Source organism: Algibacter sp. YIN40 (assembly GCF_057219435.1).
This window is the reverse complement of sequence record NZ_JBXVVC010000001.1, coordinates 169,578-185,773: the sequence shown is the minus strand read 5'-3', so window position 1 is coordinate 185,773 and position 16,196 is coordinate 169,578. Positions and strand designations below refer to the sequence as shown.

Here is a 16,196-nt window from a genome sequence, read left to right as displayed (position 1 = left end):
TTATTTGCTATGAAGAAAATGCTGTTTCTATTTCTATGCCCTATAATGGCTATCGGTCAATCTAATCTTGATTCGATTAAGGCCTTATTTCAACAAAAGAAGTATGAAAAAGCAGAAATTATAATTGAAACGTATTTAGAAGCGAATTCAAATAATTTAGTAGCCATAGAATTGTTAGGAGATGCCTACGGTTATCAAAAAAAATGGAATGATGCCATTGAAGTTTATGAAAAACTGGTAGAAGCAGATGATGATAATGCCAATTATCATTATAAGTATGGCGGAGTATTAGGTATGAAAGCTTTGGAGAACAAGTTTAAAGCTATTGGCTTTATTGGAGACATAAAGTCTGCGTTTACAAAAGCGACAGAATTAGATTTAAATCATATTCCTGCAAGATGGGCACTAGTAGAATTGTATATGCAATTACCAGGCATTTTTGGTGGTAGCAAAAGTAAATCACTAAAATATGCCGAAGAACTCGAAAATCTTTCAGCCGTTGATGGATATCTCGCAAAAGGTTATGTTTATGAGTATGATAATGAGTCAGAGTTGGCTGAAAAATATTATAAAATGGCAATTAAAGAAGGAGGGTCTTTAACTTGCTTTAATAAGCTTACAGATCTTTATGAGAGTAAAAACGAACCTGAAAAAGCTATTAAGAATATTGAAAAGACACAACAAAAGCATCAGCGAAATGCATTGCATTATCAAATAGGAAAGGTGTCCGCAGAATATAATGTTGAGCTGCAAAAAGGAGAGCAATGTCTTCAAACATACATAAATAATTATTCAGAAGAAGATGGTGTTCCTAAAGCCTGGGCGCATTATCGATTGGCGCAAATACATGTGCATCAGAAAAACAAAACAGAGGCTTTAAAGTATATCGATTTGGCGATTGCTGAACTTCCTAAAATAAAGCCTTTTAAGGAACAAAAGGAGAGAATCTTAAATCTCTAATATTTGGGCGTTACCACGAGGGTCGAGCTTTTCATTGCAATCTTTTAGTTGGTGCCTCACAAAAAGGATTTTCATTGCAATCGCTAACGCAAAAACTTCATGATAAATAATTTGGAATTTGATATTTGGAACTTGATATTTGTTTTATGAATGTACATTTTATAGCTATTGGTGGTTCTGCTATGCATAATCTAGCCTTGGCATTGCACAATAAAGGATATAAGGTAACTGGAAGTGACGATACTATTTTTGAGCCTTCAAAATCCAGATTAGAAGTTAAAGGTTTGCTGCCTGAATTTTTTGGCTGGTACCCTGAAAAAATCACCCAAAATTTAGATGCTATTGTTTTAGGGATGCATGCTAAAAAAGATAACCCAGAATTATTGAAAGCTCAAGAATTGGGATTGAAAATTTACAGCTATCCAGAGTTTTTATACGAGCAGTCTAAATATAAAACACGTGTTGTTATAGGAGGAAGTCATGGTAAAACAACCATTACTTCTATGATACTTCATGTTATGCATTACCATGGTCGCGATGTTGATTATATGGTAGGGGCGCAATTAGAAGGCTTCGACGTAATGGTAAAACTAACCGAAGACAACGATTTTATTGTTTTAGAAGGAGATGAGTACTTAAGTTCTCCAATAGATAGGCGTCCTAAATTTCATTTATATAAGCCTAATATTGCGCTGCTAAGTGGCATTGCTTGGGATCATATTAATGTGTTTCCAACCTATGAAAATTATTTAGAACAGTTTAGCATATTTGTAGATTCCATTGTAAATGGTGGAAGTATAAATTATAACGAAGAAGACTCTGAAGTAAAGCGCATAGTAGAAGCAAGTGAAAATACGATTCGTAAATTACCTTATAGAACCCCTAATTACACAGTCGAAAATGGTGAGACCTTATTAGAAACTCCCGAAGGTGATTTACCCATTGAAGTATTTGGAAAGCATAACCTCAATAATTTGGCTGGAGCAAAATGGATATGCCAGCATATGGGGATTGATGAGGACGATTTTTACGAAGCTATTGCCACTTTTAAAGGTGCTAGCAAACGCTTAGAAAAAATAGCAGAAAGCAAAACAAGTGTGGCCTACAAAGATTTTGCACACTCGCCAAGTAAAGTAGAAGCTACAACCCTAGCCGTAAAAGAACAATATAAAGATAGAACCTTAGTAGCCTGTTTAGAATTACACACATACAGTAGTTTGAATGCAGAATTTTTAAAAGAATATAAAGGCGCGCTAGATGCTGCCGATATTGCGGTGGTGTTTTATTCGCCTCATGCTGTTGAAATAAAAAAACTGGAAGAAATCACGCACGAACAAATAGCCAATGCTTTCCAGCGAGACGATTTAATTATTTACACAAATCCAGACGATTTTAAAGACTTTCTTTTTTCTCAGAATTTTAATAATAAAGCATTGCTTTTAATGAGCTCTGGGAATTATGGTGGTTTGGATTTTGATGAGGTTAGAGGGTTGATAGAATGATGTGATGCTGTTATTATTAGTATTAAATATTACCTTAATTAAAATATTTTACCCAAAAATATCTCAATACTCTCCTTATTAGCCCGAATTAATTCAGCCTTAGCAAGTTCAATATCTTTTGTTTTTTTGTCTTGTGAGAGTTTAAATTTCCCTTCCCATGAATCAATAGAAATTTCAAACATTTTGATGTAATTTAATGCAGCTTCCATTCTTGGATTCTCAGGATCTAAAACATATTTATGTTCTGGAGCTTCTAAGAAAGAGGTCATGGTAATTAACGATTCTTTTAATGCTTCTTTACTATCAATAGCTTTTACGGTTCCTTTTAAATGTACTTTAATATAGTTCCATGTTGGTAGTTGTGTGGTGCTGTAAACATTTGGCGATATATAACATTGTGGTCCAGAAAAAATGATTGTAACCTTGTTGCTGTCTCTTAATAAATCTGCATGTGGATTAAATTTATCTATATGCCCAATAAGTTTACCAGCTTCATTGTAAATTAGGGGTAAATGTGTAAGATAAGGGGAGTTGTTTTTAATGGAGATAACAGTAGCTAAAGGATAGTTTTTAACCACTTCAATCATGTGATCGATGTTACTGTCTTGATGGTGTGGTGGTGGATATTTCATGAATTATTAAACTCCAAATTGTCTTAAATGGTGGTCTAAGTGTTTGTATTGCATTTGACCCCATTGCTCAGCATTAAAGTTTCCAAATAAAGGATGCGCCGGCCAGTTTGTTTTATCTTTTAAATTAGTAAATTCATTTATTACGTCTACTAATTTAGTTCTTTCAGTTGAAAAATACTTTGGTTCCTTTATTCTAAATTCTCGAACAGAATCTAAGTTTTTTTGATAAGGTTTATCATTATACACAATAGGTTTTAGTAACTTAAACAAAAGCTTCTTAAAAAAACCAATTTGGGTATTCAACTTTATTTTACCGTTGGCAACCTCTAGCGGTTTTTGGCAGTGGCAAAGCATTTGACCAACAGTCATTTTACCCCAATTGGCCTTAGTTTCTTCATTTAAAGTGTCTAAGCGATTAATAATTTCTTGATGAGCTTCGTTATTAAATAAGGATTTCATTGCTAAAACGATTTTTAAATTGCACCGGAAATTTACAATATTTATCTTTACTCACTAAGTGAGATTTTAGTTTTTTAAACTTGTCTCTTTAGCAAAATTAATTTTAAACAAATTTCTTGTGTTCTTTTTCAAGATTATTTGATTTTATGTCTGAAAACAAAACTTCTTTTTCAATTAAAAATTGGTCTCAAGATGACCAACCTAGAGAAAAATTACTTTACAAAGGAAAAGCAGCATTAAGCGATGCAGAACTTGTAGCCATCTTAATCGGTTCTGGGAGTAGAGATGAGAGCGCGGTTGCTTTGTGTAAGCGCATTTTGGCAAGTGTTGATAATAACTTGAGTGAATTGGGAAAGCTCTCTCTTAAACAGTTAATGGAATTTAAAGGTATTGGAGAAGCTAAAGCAATTACCATTGCTGCTGCTTTAGAATTAGGTAGAAGGAGAAGGGAAGAAGCCGCATTGAAAAAAAAGAAAATAACATCTAGTCTATCGGTTTTTGAATTAATGCAACCTGTAATTGGTGAGCTTCAGCATGAAGAATTTTGGATTATCTATTTAAATAATTCTAATAAAGTCCTTCAAAAAAATCAATTAAGTAAAGGCGGTATAACTGGGACTTTGGTAGATGTTCGATTGGTACTAAAAAATGCTCTTGAAGTTGGAGCTACGGGTTTAATATTGGCTCATAATCATCCATCTGGAACCTTAAAACCTAGCGTTGCTGATAAGCAGATAACGACCAAACTTAAAAATGCTGCTGAAAGTTTGGATATAAAAGTGTTAGACCATCTAATAATAACAGAAAAAGCATACTTTAGTTTTGCAGATGAAACCTTGCTTTAAATGTTATTAGTATATACACATAAAATATCACCAAGATTAAAATATGCTTTTAAGCATATCTGTACTAGAATTCTTGGAATAAAGGTAGAGTTCACAACTAAAATAGAAGATTTTATTGCACACGACAGTTTGAAAATGTCGTATACAAGACAACAATTGGGTAATGAATTTTTTGTTAAAAGTCATGATATTTTATTCGAACAAGGCTTGTCAGATATTGAAATTAATGTGCACGATTGGGAAAACACAAAATGTTTTTTTTATAATGGTGATAAGAGCACCATGCCTTTCGATATTTTTGCAGCATCGTTCTATTTGTTAGCAAGGTATGAAGAATATTTACCTCAAGTAAAGGATGAATATGGACGTTTTCTTGCTACAGAAAGTATTGCGTACAAATACGATTTTTTGCATCAACCAGTGGTAGATATATGGGCTTATAAATTTAAATCGATACTTGAAAAATTATATCCAGATTTTACTTTTCCAGAAAGGTCTTATGCTATTAAACCTGTTATCGACGTGCCTTCCGCTTATAAATTTCGACTTAAAGGAATTATGCGAACTTTTGGGGGGACGATGAAAGATGTTTTCCAATTAAAACTTAAAAGGTTATATAATCGTTATGCAGTTCTATTGTCTTTTAAACATGACCCTTACGATACATACAAGTATATAATTAACAAGCAGAAACAAGCTAAAAACAAGTTTCAATTTTTCTTTCTAATAGGTGCGTTTTCTACTTACGATAAAGGTATTAATGTTAACAAAAAGAAGTTTAAATCTTTAATAAAACACGTTGGAGATTATTGCCTCGTAGGATTGAAAATATCATATTTCGCACTAGAAGACACCTCCCTTTTAAAAAAAGAAAAGAAACAAATGGAGTCCATTATTAACTCATCATTACAGGCATCTCGTCAGTCCTATTCTAAGTTAAATTTTCCAGAGTCTTACAGAAATTTAATTGAACTTGAGATAAAAGAAGATTATACTATGGGTTATACTAATTATGTTGGTTTTAGAGCTGGATCATGCACACCATTTTTGTTCTATGATTTAGACTACGAAACACAGACTCCATTAAAAATAAATTCATATCACATTATGGATTATACATTATTAAAAAATAAATCCTTGTTAGATAAGAAGAAAGTTTTAAATGAAGTAGTTTCCGAAATAAAGGCAGTTAACGGAGAATTTGTTCCGGTATTCCATAATTATACCTTCAGTAATTCGTTACGTTGGAAAGGGTTTAAAGATTTGTTTAATATTATACTAGATTCGACAAAATGAGAGTTAATGGAATATCCGATGTTTTTTTTGATTTAGATCATACCCTATGGGATTTTGATAAAAATTCAGCATTAACATTTAAAAAAATCTTTGAAATAAATAACATAAGCGTTAACACGGCTGATTTTTTACATCACTATGTTCCTATAAATCTTAAGTATTGGAAACTTTATCGTGAGGAGAAGATTGAAAAGGAAGCATTACGCTTTGTAAGATTAAATGAAGCCTTTTTGGCTGTTGGACTAAAAGTTGAAGAATCAGTAATTTATAAATTGTCTGATGACTATATTACTTATCTTACTACATTTAATCATTTGTTTGATAATACGCTAGAGATATTAGATTATTTAAATATTAGTTATGATTTACATATTATTACCAATGGATTTGATGAAGTGCAACAGAAAAAAATGGAAAAATCTGGAATAAACGATTATTTTAAAACCGTAACTAATTCAGAAATGGTTGGGGTAAAAAAGCCTAACCCTAAAATTTTCAACTTTGCTATTGATAAAGCTGATACACATGTTAGTAAAAGTATTATGATTGGGGATAGCTACGAAGCAGATATTCTTGGAGCTAAAAATATTGGTATGGATGTGGTTTTTTTTGATTTGCATGGGGTAAAGTTAGAAGAAAATATAAAGTGCGTTGATAATTTAATTCAATTAAAAAAGTTTCTATAGCCTTAATGGTTTAAGAATAATATAGTAAAAGAGTATCTTTACAATTAGAATGTAACAATAATATTTAATAGAAATGAAGACTAAAATATTTTCAATCCTTATAGTATGTTTTATTTCATTATCAATGTTTTCTCAAGTAAACTTAAACAGTTATAAATATATTATAGTGCCAAATAAATTTGATTTTTTAAATGAAAAAGATCAGTATCAGTTAAATTCTTTAGCAAAATTTTTATTTAATAAACATGGTTTTCTAGCCGTAATGGAGGGAACAGAATACCCTGAAGATTTAATAAGAAATAGATGTTTAGCTTTGAAATCAAACGTTATTAAAGATTCAGGCGTTTTTAAGACAAAACTTTTTGTTGAATTAGCAGATTGTAATGATAATGTGGTCTATACTTCCAAAGTTGGTGAAAGCCGCGAAAAAGAATTTAAAGTAGCTTATAATTTAGCTTTAAGAGGTGCCTTTAAATCTTTAGAAACACGTAATTATAAATATGAACCAAACGAACGTATAACGTCATTAGCAACAAGTCAAGATATATCTGCAAAAAATGAAGTAGCGGAAGAAATTCAACAATTAAAACAAGAAATTCAAAATCTTAAAAAAGAAAAAGCTAAAAAAGTTGTCAAGCTAGAACCAAAAATATCTGAACCGCTACCTAATTTTGAGGAGCGTATTGAAGAGGTAGTAACCAAATTAAAAACTTCAGAAGCTTCAGTTAAACAATTAGTATCAAATGTTTTATATGCTCAAGAAACAGACAATGGTTTTCAATTAGTAGACAGTTCTCCTAAAGTTGTATATAAAATAAAGAGTTCGAGTTTACATAACGTCTTTTTTGTTGAAGGTAAAAATGCTATTATATACAAAAAAGGAGATACTTGGGTTTTAGAGTATTATGTGAGTAATATATTAAAAAAGGAAAAGCTAAATATTAAGTTTTAATTTTTTCAAATAACAACTAATATCCGTATTTATTATTCCAGCGTTTTTTTAAGAATTCTCGTTGCGCATTTTCTCTAGAGTTGTTTCCAGGTTCATATAATGTTGAATTTTTTATTTCTTCTGGCATAAATTCTTGGTTGGCAAAGTTTAAATCATAATTATGAGCGTATTTGTAGTTGTCACCATAACCAAGTTCTTTCATTAGTTTTGTTGGTGCATTTCTTATTTCTAAAGGAACAGACAAATCCCCAGTTTGCTTAACTAATTGCTGTGCATTACCTATTGCTTTATAGGCAGCATTACTTTTTGGTGAGCAAGCCAAGTATGTTGCACATTGACTCAAAATAATTCGAGATTCGGGATGCCCAATTGCAGAAACGGCTTGAAATGTATTGTTAGCAATCACCAAAGCCGTTGGATTGGCATTACCAATATCTTCACTAGCTAAAATTAGTAGTCGTCTAGCTATAAATTTAACATCTTCACCTCCTTCAACCATTCGAGCGAGCCAATATACCGCTGCGTTGGGGTCGCTTCCTCGAATAGATTTTATAAATGCCGAAATAATATCATAGTGCTGTTCTCCTGTTTTGTCATAATGCACCGTATTATTTTGAACTTTTTGTAAAACAGTATCATCAGTTATTTCGATAGTACCAGAATCGAATGAGTTTATTATAAGCTCAAAAACATTCAATAATTTTCTTGCATCACCACCTGAAAGCCTTAGTAAAGCATTCGTTTCCTTTAGTTTTATTTTCTTTTTAGAGATGAATTCATCTTTTTTAATAGCTCGTTCTAAAAGGGTTTCTAAGTCTTTCTTATCAAATGCATTTAAAATATAAACTTGACAGCGAGATAAAAGGGCAGAAATAACTTCAAAACTCGGGTTTTCTGTCGTGGCACCAATAAGTGTTATCCAGCCTTTTTCAACTGCTTGTAATAAAGAATCTTGTTGCGATTTACTAAACCTATGTATTTCGTCAATAAATAAAATTGGGTTTTTAGTTGTAAATAATCCACCACTTTGTTTCGCTTTTTCAATAACATCACGGATATCTTTTACACCCGAATTAATAGCACTTAAGGTGTAAAATGGTCGACCAGATGCTGTTGCAATTATGTTTGCCAGAGTTGTTTTTCCGGTCCCTGGAGGGCCCCATAAAATCATAGAAGGAATTAAACTTTGTTCAATATGTCGAGTTAAAACACCATTTTTTCCAACTAAATGTGACTGACTCACATAATCTTCAAGGCTTTTTGGTCTTAAACGCTCCGCTAAAGGTTCATTGACATTCATTACGTAAAAATACTTTAATTTTTTGCTTTAACATAGCTCGATAAAAGAATTTGAGAGTGGTAAGATTCATTGCTGACTGACAATTTAGCATCCATACATAAGTTGGTTAACTATTTGCTATCTTTAAAATAATGAAAAGTACGGAACATTTTAAATTTACAACTGGAGTTGTAGCATACCCAATATTTTTTGTATTAGCCATATGGTTGATTTTTTGGTTTGAGGTGCGTTTTGGTTTCAATTTTAGTAAATATGGGGTGTATCCGCAAACTTTCAGGGGGCTAAGAGGTGTTTTGTTAAGTCCTTTTATTCATGGCGATATTCAGCATATATATCATAATACAATTCCGCTATTTGTATTGTCTATGGCGTTATTTTATTTCTACCGACCTATTGCATGGAAAGTTATTGTTTTTGGAGTACTCTTATCAGGTTTTTTAACATGGTGCATTGGAAGACCATCGTATCATATTGGTGCTAGTGGTTTAATATATGTTTTGGTAAGTTTTACCTTTTTTAAAGGTGTTTTTGCGAAGCATTATAGGTTAATAGCCCTGTCTTTATTGGTTGTTTTTCTTTATGGAAGTATGGTTTGGTATACATTACCTATTGAAGAAGGCATCTCATGGGAAGGTCACTTGGCAGGTCTTATAACGGGGCTGTTATTTGCATTAATCATGCGAAAGGAAATTGCTAAACCAAAAAAATATAATTGGGAAGAGGACCATTATAATGAAGATAATGATCCTTTTCTAAAGCATTTTGATGAAGAGGGTAACTTTATTGAAAATACAGAAGAGGAAGTAGAAGCGTCAATTATAAATTACACCTTCAAAAAAAGTAAAGATTAGCTTCTTTGTCTAACTACTTCATATAAAAAAGCGCCACAGGCTACAGAGACGTTTAAAGATTCTATCTCACCTAGCAATGGGAGTTTTGCTTTAGCATCAACCACTTTTAGCGTAGACGGATTAATTCCACGACCTTCGGATCCCATAATAATGGCACAAGGCTCAGTAAAAGAGACATCGTATAAAGTGTCCTTGGTTTTTTCGGTAGCTGCAATCACTTTTACTCCAGAAGCTTGCATAAAGAAAACCGCATCTTTAATATGATCTACTTTGCAAATTGGGACTTTAAACACAGCCCCAGCACTTGTTTTAATAGCATCGCCATTTACAGGTGCTCCACCTTTTTTTTGAATAATAATAGCGTCAACCCCTGTACATTCTGCTGTTCTAATAATAGCACCAAAATTACGTACATCACTTAATTGATCCAATAAAAGGAAAAGAGGAATTTTACCAGATTCAATAACACTTAAAACAAGTTCTTCCATATTATGGAAGGCAATAGGTGATATTTGTGCTACAGCACCTTGATGGTTTTTATTAGTAAGTCTATTTAATTTCTCTACAGGAACATAAGATAAGTTAATAGAATTTTTTCTTAAAATTAACTCCAATTCACCAAATAGTTCTCCTTTGAGCCCTTTTTGTAAAAAAACCTTATCTATTGTTTTTTTCGCATTAATAGCTTCTATAATGGCACGGATACCGAATATTTGTGTTTGATCTTGCATGGCAGTAAATATACATAATCTCTTTTTAGTTAATTATGGATGTTAATTTTTATGGATAACAAAAAAACCACCAAAGAGTAAACTTTGGTGGTTTTTAACATTTTGATTTACGTAAAATAAATCTATAATTTATTATTTAGGTGTAAGTACAGTTGTAAGGAAGTCTCCCCAAACGTTAACCCAACTTACAGATATAGTTCCATCAGGATTAACACTACCATCTTCAATTACTAATTGATTACTCCAAGGATCAGAAAAAGTTCCAGTAATAGTACCACAAACATCAGTAAAAGTACCTGGATTAAAAGGTCCTACCCCGTAAATACCGTACCAGTAAAAATAAACTCCACCAGAGAAATCAGACATTTCATAAGCACCTCCACCTAAATCGGTAAGGGTTACGTCTTGAGTAAAATCTACAGCAGGTGGTTGACCGTCAGTATTATCTCCATTAGAAACAGCAACGTATTCACCTCCAATATCTGAAGGACAAGAAATAGGATAGCTTATTTTAGTAGTGTATAATACAGAATTAGCAATATTCGTTCCATAATTAGTCGATCCATCTTCATTAAGTAAAGTTAAAACAGTACCATTTTGCGTTGTAAAGCTTGTAGATATATCAATAACATCAGCTAACAATATATCTGAAAGACTATTAAGATGTGGAAATGCAGCAACAATATCACTTGCAGCAATTGTAAATTCTTGAGGTAAAGAAACCCCTGCAAATAATGTAGCAAAATAAACTGGTCCAGCTGCAGTTTTATAGACAGCTATAATATCTGTTGAAGCCGGACTACCTTGTGCTACATCTGCGCTAAAAGTAACAGATACATTTTCCCCGTTGGCTATCCTTACTAAGTCAAAAAATGCTTCACTAGTAGCAACTTTTACCATATCTGGAACAATACCCGCATCCAAATTAAGAGCGGAATCTCCACCGTCGTTTTCACAAGACACTGCAAATATTGCAACGGCAAGTGATAAAAATAATAATTTTAAATTTTTCATGTTTTTTTTTTTAAAGTTAATGATTTCATACTTCTAAAACAAATTTTAATTATCCCAGAACACTTTAAAGGTCGCTGGATCTTTTTGTGCAGGAGCATTTACATTCAAGTTAAGCTCATTTTCTGGCCAGAAAAAAGTAACTTGGAATGGGTTATTTAAAACCGTATCACTATCAAGTAGAGGGAAGTCATCACCATTATCTAATTGATATTCGTTAGAACCATTTGGATCTGCTAAAACTGGATATCCAGTTCTTCTATAGTCGTTATATTGATCCATAGGATCTCCATAAGTTGCAACCCACTTCTGAGTCATAATAATTTCTAATTGTTTTTCAGTACTTGCCGCTGCAAATTCTGCATCTACATTAGATATAAAATCTGTAACTGCTGTAGTTCCAGCTAATACAGGAACTGTTTGCGTAGTACCAGAGCCTGCGACAACTTCATCTACTTTAGCAAAACTGGCCGTCATGGCTTCCGTTAATTTTGCTCCAGCATCGCCAGAAATTAAACCAACATTCATTAATTCGGCTTGAGTGTATAAGAATTCATCATAAGTTAACATCCTTCTAGGAACTACTCCTGTTCCACTAGCTACTGTTCTAGCAAATCCAGCATTATCATCGTAACGTCCACCACAAGGAAATATACCAGGGAATGTAGCATCATTTTGTACTGCACCATCTCTATCTGGTCCAATACTACCAAAACGAATAGTAAAAAATCCTGTTGACGAATCCCAATAATCTGCACGAGGATCTATTTCATCATCTGTTTGATCTCTTGGAAATTGATTGTCCATTAATTGGTTAGCCCAATAATAAGGTATTCTTGGATCTTGGTTCCCATTATGGATATTAGGGTTCATACCTTGCAAAATTTCATAAAACCAAGGGCTAATATAATAGCTAACTTGAGCTCCACCATATGCGCCTTGAAATAACTGATTACGCTCATCTTGAGGTGATACAGTTGCCGTATGTGTAAATTGGAAATCGTCTGCACTTGAAGTGAAAAAATTATTTTCACTAACTAAAGCATCTAAATCAGATTGATTAAATAAAGAAGATAATCTTATTTGATTGTAAAGTTTTAATTTAAACGTATTCGCAAATTTAATCCATTTGCTAGTCGAACCGCCATAGTAGAAATCATCACCAGAAGGTGCTGTTCCTGCCGGGTTACTAAGGTTAGATTTAGCAGCATCTATAAGATCTAGTGCTGCTTGATATATAGATTCTCCATCATCAAAAACAGGACTTACAACACCTTCCTTTAACTGAGTAGCTTCAAGGTAAGGAACATCACCCCACATATCTACAGCTGTAGTCAAGAAATAAGCTTTTATTAACTGGCCTATACCTAAATACACTGTAGCACCTTCAGCTTCAGATTGTGATATAAGTGTTTCAATGTCTGTTAAACCTAAGTAAACATTATTCCAATCGTTATTCATTAAAATATTATTCGGACGTGTACCATATTGGTCTTGTTCCTCTCTTGCTACCGTTTGGTGCGTATAAACAGATAGCATATCACCGCTCCAAAAATTGTAATCAACAAGATTTGCAGTTGCAATCTCAATGTTTGGCAATAATTGATTAATTGGTGCCTCCGTAGGATTGTCTGTATCTGTATCTACATCTAAATACTTACTACAACCTGATAAAAACAGACTAGAAGTAATTACCAATGACATTAAATAGAAATAATGCCTTTTTAATTTTATATTTTTCATTATTTTTTATTTAAAAAGTTAAATTAATTTTAAACCCGTAGCGTTTTGACGTTGGAGCCGATGAGTTTTCTATACCTTGAATTCTACCTGAACCGAAAGAAGTTACTTCTGGATCGAAGTTAGTATACTTTGGTACATTAGGAGCAAAGTACCATAGGTTATTACCAATAACACTCACAGAAATTTTCCCAAACGGTGTTTTATCTAACCATTTTTGAGGAAAGTCATAGCCTAAGCTTAACTCTCTTAAACGATAAACCGTACCATCGAATACAGTTGCACCATCAGGCGCATTTATCCCCCAAGTAGAACTTGGACCTCCTCCTGTAAAATAAAGGGCATTAGTGTCTATTTGAGTTGTATTTTGAATTGGGCTTCCACTTGAATCTGTAAGCACATTTAAGTTAGCATCACTATATACTCCTGGTATAACGTGTGTACGCTCTCTGTCTTCAGTATCTTTTGTAACACCACGTCCTAGTAAAGAACCAATACTAATTGATTGAATATCTCCACCTTCTCTCCAGTCAAACTGAGCGCGAAGTGATAGATTTTTGTATTTAAAAGTATTGATAAATCCAACTTTAAAATCAGGATTAGGGTCACCAATGATACTACTAGTTGGGTCTTCCCAAATAAAACCAGTAGATTGATCAATTAATAAATTTCCTTGATCGTCCCTAGCATGATCAGATCCAAAAAATACACCAAAAGGCTGGCCTGGTATTGCATATGCAACTTGGTTACCATCTAAACGAATTCTTTCTAATCCTTCAACTAACTTTGTAACTTCATTATCATTTTTAGTAAATGTTGTAAAAGAAGTCCAACTGAAATTTTCTGTTTGTATTGGAACTAATGTTAAACCAACTTCAATACCAGTATTCACCATTTCACCAATATTCGTGTTTAAGGTTGTAAAACCACTACTAGATGGTACACTTACAGGAGATATTAAATCTGTTGTAGTTTTTTCATACCAAGTAAAATCTATGGCAATTCTTCTATTAAAGAATTCAATATCTGCTCCAATTTCAATTTCGTCTGTGAATTCAGGCGTAATTTCTTGATCTCCAAGAGACACTCTATTGGCAATTACAGGAATGGCCGAAAATGGCGTTCCAGGTGCGAATGTTGTATTTAAAAATTCTGCTGGCGCATCGTTACCTACAGATGCCCAACCACCTCTTAGTTTTGCAAAGGTTAACACATCGCTATTTAATTTAAGAGCTTCAGTAACAATTAATGATAAACTGGCAGATGGGTAAAAGTATGAACGATTATCAAGCGGTAAACTTGACGACCAATCGTTTCTTCCTGTAGCATTTAAGAATAGAAATTCTTTATATGATAAAGTAAGATCTCCAAAAACACCTATATTGCTTTTTTCAGAAGAATTGTCAAAAGCATTCGAAACCGTAATAGTATTTGCTAAGGTATATATACCTGGTAAAGCAAAAGTAGTTCCAATATTTGCAAAACGCTCAAAGCGGTTTTGATATGAGTTCATACCAGTTATAAGAGATAAGCCAATATCATCTGTTAACTCATAGTCAAAATTCACTAATAATGTTGATTCAATATCAGTATTAACAGCAGAATCTGTAGTTAAAGTTCCTCCAGTTAACGCTGATGCTCTTGAAAGCGGATGACGTATTTGTCTTCTATCTAAGTTATACTTGTTATAACCTACTCTAAATGAAGCAGAAATATTATCGTTAATAGGAACACCAACACTTAGGTTAGTAACAATTCTATTGCTATCTGTTGTAATTTGATCGTTTTCCCAAGACCATAATGGATGATCCCATCCATCATTAGGAGTTACCGATGCTCCAGTAAGTGGGTTTGTGTAAGGAACAGTAGTTGTATCCCATGTTCTACCAAACCATAAAGTTCTTGCAAAAGAGGATGCTGAACCAGCAAACTGATTGTTACCAAAGAAACCACCAACTTGTTTTGTATCAGAATAACTTATGTTTCCACCAACTGTAATGTTATTTTTTAATTTAAAATTACCTCCAGCAGAAAATGATGTTCTGTCATAAGTGTTAAAAGGGATATAACCTTCCTGTGCTAAATCGGACAATGTAACACTAAAACTCCCATTTTCATCTCCGTATGATGCCGTAACCGAGTTGTCATTAACAACTCCAGTTCTAAACATGCCTTCAACATTATTTGGTTGCCCTACATAAGGCAAAGTCTCTATAAGACCTGGTCCATATATATCTGGAAATGCTGCTACCCAATTATTCCATACTGGTATAGTTTCTCTAGAATCAAAGGCAGCTCCCCAAGATCCATTAGAACCTGCACCAAAATCAAATTGAGTACCTTGACCATATTTGTTTTGATATTCTGGAAGATTAGCTATCTTTTCAAAATAAGTACCACTGCTAACATTAACGCTTAATTTGTTATTAGTGTCTCCAGTTCCAGCAGAACCTGATTTTGTAGTAATAACGATAACTCCGTTAGTTGCTCTTGATCCATATAAAGCTGCTGCTGCTGTACTTTTCAATACAGTTACAGATGCAATATTATTTGGATCTAAACTTGAAATACCAGATTCATATCCACCACCTCCAGTAGTTTGACTTGAAGTTGTTATTTGTGTATTATCGTAAGCAATACCGTCTACAATGAATAAAGGTTGACTTGCGCCACCAATTGTAGTTTGCCCTCGAATACTAATTTGATTCGAAGCACCAGCAACACCACTGGAGAAGTTTACGTTTACACCTGCTACTTTACCAGATAAAGATCTTAATAAATCTGGTTCAGAATTTTCAACAAGTTCTTCAGTTTCTACTTTACTTACTGCGTACCCTAAATCTTTAGCATTTCTTTTAATACCAAATGCTGTTACTACTACTTCATCAAGCGCTTGCGCATCTTCCTGCATAGCAATATTAATGGTATTAGAATTTCCTACAGCGGCTTCCTGACTAGAATACCCAACAAAACTAAATACAAGGATATCACCTTGACTCGCTTTAATTGAGTAATTACCATCGAAATCTGTAGAGGCACCAGAAGTTGTACCTTTAACTAAGACAGTAGTTCCAGGTAGTGGTAATCCGCTTTGATCGGATACCGTACCAGATATTGTCTTTTCTTGCGCAAACGTTAGTTGCACAGCAAACGCCAGTAAAAGCGTTAGCATTCCACTAAACTTTGTTTTCATTTTATAATTATTTGAATTAGTCAATGCCAAAAATCTTA

Annotated in this window: 14 protein-coding genes; 7 read left to right on the top strand and 7 right to left on the bottom strand. The window is 33.2% G+C overall.

What is annotated here, in order from left to right:
• Positions 1-9: 9 nt before the first annotated feature.
• Positions 10-960, top strand: a complete 951-nt coding sequence (locus tag AC2D6V_RS00920; RefSeq protein ID WP_484646161.1) for a tetratricopeptide repeat protein — start codon at positions 10-12, stop codon at positions 958-960.
• 146 nt (positions 961-1,106) lie between these two features.
• Complete coding sequence (locus AC2D6V_RS00915) at positions 1,107-2,462, top strand: UDP-N-acetylmuramate--L-alanine ligase (protein ID WP_484646160.1); 1,356 nt, start codon at positions 1,107-1,109, stop codon at positions 2,460-2,462.
• Positions 2,463-2,500: 38 nt separating this feature from the next.
• Here AC2D6V_RS00915 and AC2D6V_RS00910 read toward each other — a convergent pair whose 3' ends face one another.
• Both AC2D6V_RS00910 and AC2D6V_RS00905 read right to left on the bottom strand, forming a co-directional pair.
• Positions 2,501-3,094, bottom strand: coding sequence for an FMN-binding negative transcriptional regulator (locus AC2D6V_RS00910; protein WP_484646159.1), 594 nt, complete (start codon positions 3,092-3,094; stop codon positions 2,501-2,503).
• 6 nt (positions 3,095-3,100) lie between these two features.
• Positions 3,101-3,553 (bottom strand): DUF1569 domain-containing protein, encoded by a 453-nt coding sequence (locus tag AC2D6V_RS00905; protein WP_484646158.1) that lies wholly within the window; start codon positions 3,551-3,553, stop codon positions 3,101-3,103.
• Positions 3,554-3,699: 146 nt separating this feature from the next.
• Here AC2D6V_RS00905 and radC point away from each other — a divergent pair, with 146 nt between their 5' ends.
• The 4 genes from radC (at position 3,700) to AC2D6V_RS00885 (ending at position 7,332) form a co-directional block, all read left to right on the top strand.
• Positions 3,700-4,398 (top strand): RadC family protein, encoded by a 699-nt coding sequence (gene radC, locus AC2D6V_RS00900; RefSeq protein ID WP_484646157.1) that lies wholly within the window; start codon positions 3,700-3,702, stop codon positions 4,396-4,398.
• The gene (locus AC2D6V_RS00895; protein ID WP_484646156.1) at positions 4,399-5,694 is read left to right on the top strand and encodes a polysaccharide deacetylase family protein; all 1,296 of its coding nucleotides are present in this window, start codon (positions 4,399-4,401) and stop codon (positions 5,692-5,694) included.
• Positions 5,691-6,380: a YjjG family noncanonical pyrimidine nucleotidase gene (locus tag AC2D6V_RS00890; protein WP_484646155.1), complete on the top strand. Its 690-nt coding sequence runs from the start codon at positions 5,691-5,693 to the stop codon at positions 6,378-6,380. Before AC2D6V_RS00895 ends, AC2D6V_RS00890 begins: the two co-directional genes overlap by 4 nt.
• Positions 6,381-6,453: 73 nt before the next feature.
• Positions 6,454-7,332, top strand: coding sequence for a hypothetical protein (locus AC2D6V_RS00885; protein WP_484646154.1), 879 nt, complete (start codon positions 6,454-6,456; stop codon positions 7,330-7,332).
• 16 nt (positions 7,333-7,348) lie between these two features.
• Here AC2D6V_RS00885 and AC2D6V_RS00880 read toward each other — a convergent pair whose 3' ends face one another.
• Positions 7,349-8,632: a replication-associated recombination protein A gene (locus tag AC2D6V_RS00880; RefSeq protein WP_484646153.1), complete on the bottom strand. Its 1,284-nt coding sequence runs from the start codon at positions 8,630-8,632 to the stop codon at positions 7,349-7,351.
• 131 nt (positions 8,633-8,763) lie between these two features.
• Between AC2D6V_RS00880 and AC2D6V_RS00875 the strand changes: the two genes are divergently transcribed.
• Complete coding sequence (locus tag AC2D6V_RS00875; RefSeq protein WP_484646152.1) at positions 8,764-9,483, top strand: rhomboid family intramembrane serine protease; 720 nt, start codon at positions 8,764-8,766, stop codon at positions 9,481-9,483.
• Here the strand turns inward: AC2D6V_RS00875 and rlmB are convergent.
• From rlmB to AC2D6V_RS00855, 4 genes are all read right to left on the bottom strand, one after another.
• Positions 9,480-10,214, bottom strand: a complete 735-nt coding sequence (gene rlmB, locus AC2D6V_RS00870) for a 23S rRNA (guanosine(2251)-2'-O)-methyltransferase RlmB (protein ID WP_484646151.1) — start codon at positions 10,212-10,214, stop codon at positions 9,480-9,482. The genes AC2D6V_RS00875 and rlmB overlap by 4 nt on opposite strands.
• A 132-nt stretch (positions 10,215-10,346) precedes the next feature.
• Entirely contained in the window at positions 10,347-11,228 is an 882-nt protein-coding gene (locus AC2D6V_RS00865; protein WP_484646150.1) for a hypothetical protein, read from the bottom strand.
• Positions 11,229-11,273: 45 nt separating this feature from the next.
• Positions 11,274-12,968, bottom strand: coding sequence for a SusD/RagB family nutrient-binding outer membrane lipoprotein (locus AC2D6V_RS00860; RefSeq protein ID WP_484646149.1), 1,695 nt, complete (start codon positions 12,966-12,968; stop codon positions 11,274-11,276).
• Between the two features lie 10 nt (positions 12,969-12,978).
• Entirely contained in the window at positions 12,979-16,158 is a 3,180-nt protein-coding gene (locus AC2D6V_RS00855; RefSeq protein ID WP_484646148.1) for a SusC/RagA family TonB-linked outer membrane protein, read from the bottom strand.
• Between the last annotated feature and the right edge of the window lie 38 nt (positions 16,159-16,196).

Excerpts from the sequence above, each read along its gene's own strand:
- AC2D6V_RS00885 (WP_484646154.1), top strand. The coding sequence starts at position 6,454 with ATGAAGACTAAAATATTTTCAATCCTTATAGTATGTTTTATTTCATTA.
- AC2D6V_RS00895 (WP_484646156.1), top strand. The coding sequence starts at position 4,399 with ATGTTATTAGTATATACACATAAAATATCACCAAGATTAAAATATGCT.
- AC2D6V_RS00880 (WP_484646153.1), bottom strand. The coding sequence starts at position 8,632 with ATGAATGTCAATGAACCTTTAGCGGAGCGTTTAAGACCAAAAAGCCTT.
- AC2D6V_RS00860 (WP_484646149.1), bottom strand. The coding sequence starts at position 12,968 with ATGAAAAATATAAAATTAAAAAGGCATTATTTCTATTTAATGTCATTG.
- AC2D6V_RS00865 (WP_484646150.1), bottom strand. The coding sequence starts at position 11,228 with ATGAAAAATTTAAAATTATTATTTTTATCACTTGCCGTTGCAATATTT.
- rlmB (WP_484646151.1), bottom strand. The coding sequence starts at position 10,214 with ATGCAAGATCAAACACAAATATTCGGTATCCGTGCCATTATAGAAGCT.
- AC2D6V_RS00910 (WP_484646159.1), bottom strand. The coding sequence starts at position 3,094 with ATGAAATATCCACCACCACACCATCAAGACAGTAACATCGATCACATG.
- AC2D6V_RS00855 (WP_484646148.1), bottom strand. The coding sequence starts at position 16,158 with ATGAAAACAAAGTTTAGTGGAATGCTAACGCTTTTACTGGCGTTTGCT.
- radC (WP_484646157.1), top strand. The coding sequence starts at position 3,700 with ATGTCTGAAAACAAAACTTCTTTTTCAATTAAAAATTGGTCTCAAGAT.
- AC2D6V_RS00890 (WP_484646155.1), top strand. The coding sequence starts at position 5,691 with ATGAGAGTTAATGGAATATCCGATGTTTTTTTTGATTTAGATCATACC.
- AC2D6V_RS00875 (WP_484646152.1), top strand. The coding sequence starts at position 8,764 with ATGAAAAGTACGGAACATTTTAAATTTACAACTGGAGTTGTAGCATAC.
- AC2D6V_RS00905 (WP_484646158.1), bottom strand. The coding sequence starts at position 3,553 with ATGAAATCCTTATTTAATAACGAAGCTCATCAAGAAATTATTAATCGC.
- AC2D6V_RS00915 (WP_484646160.1), top strand. The coding sequence starts at position 1,107 with ATGAATGTACATTTTATAGCTATTGGTGGTTCTGCTATGCATAATCTA.
- AC2D6V_RS00920 (WP_484646161.1), top strand. The coding sequence starts at position 10 with ATGAAGAAAATGCTGTTTCTATTTCTATGCCCTATAATGGCTATCGGT.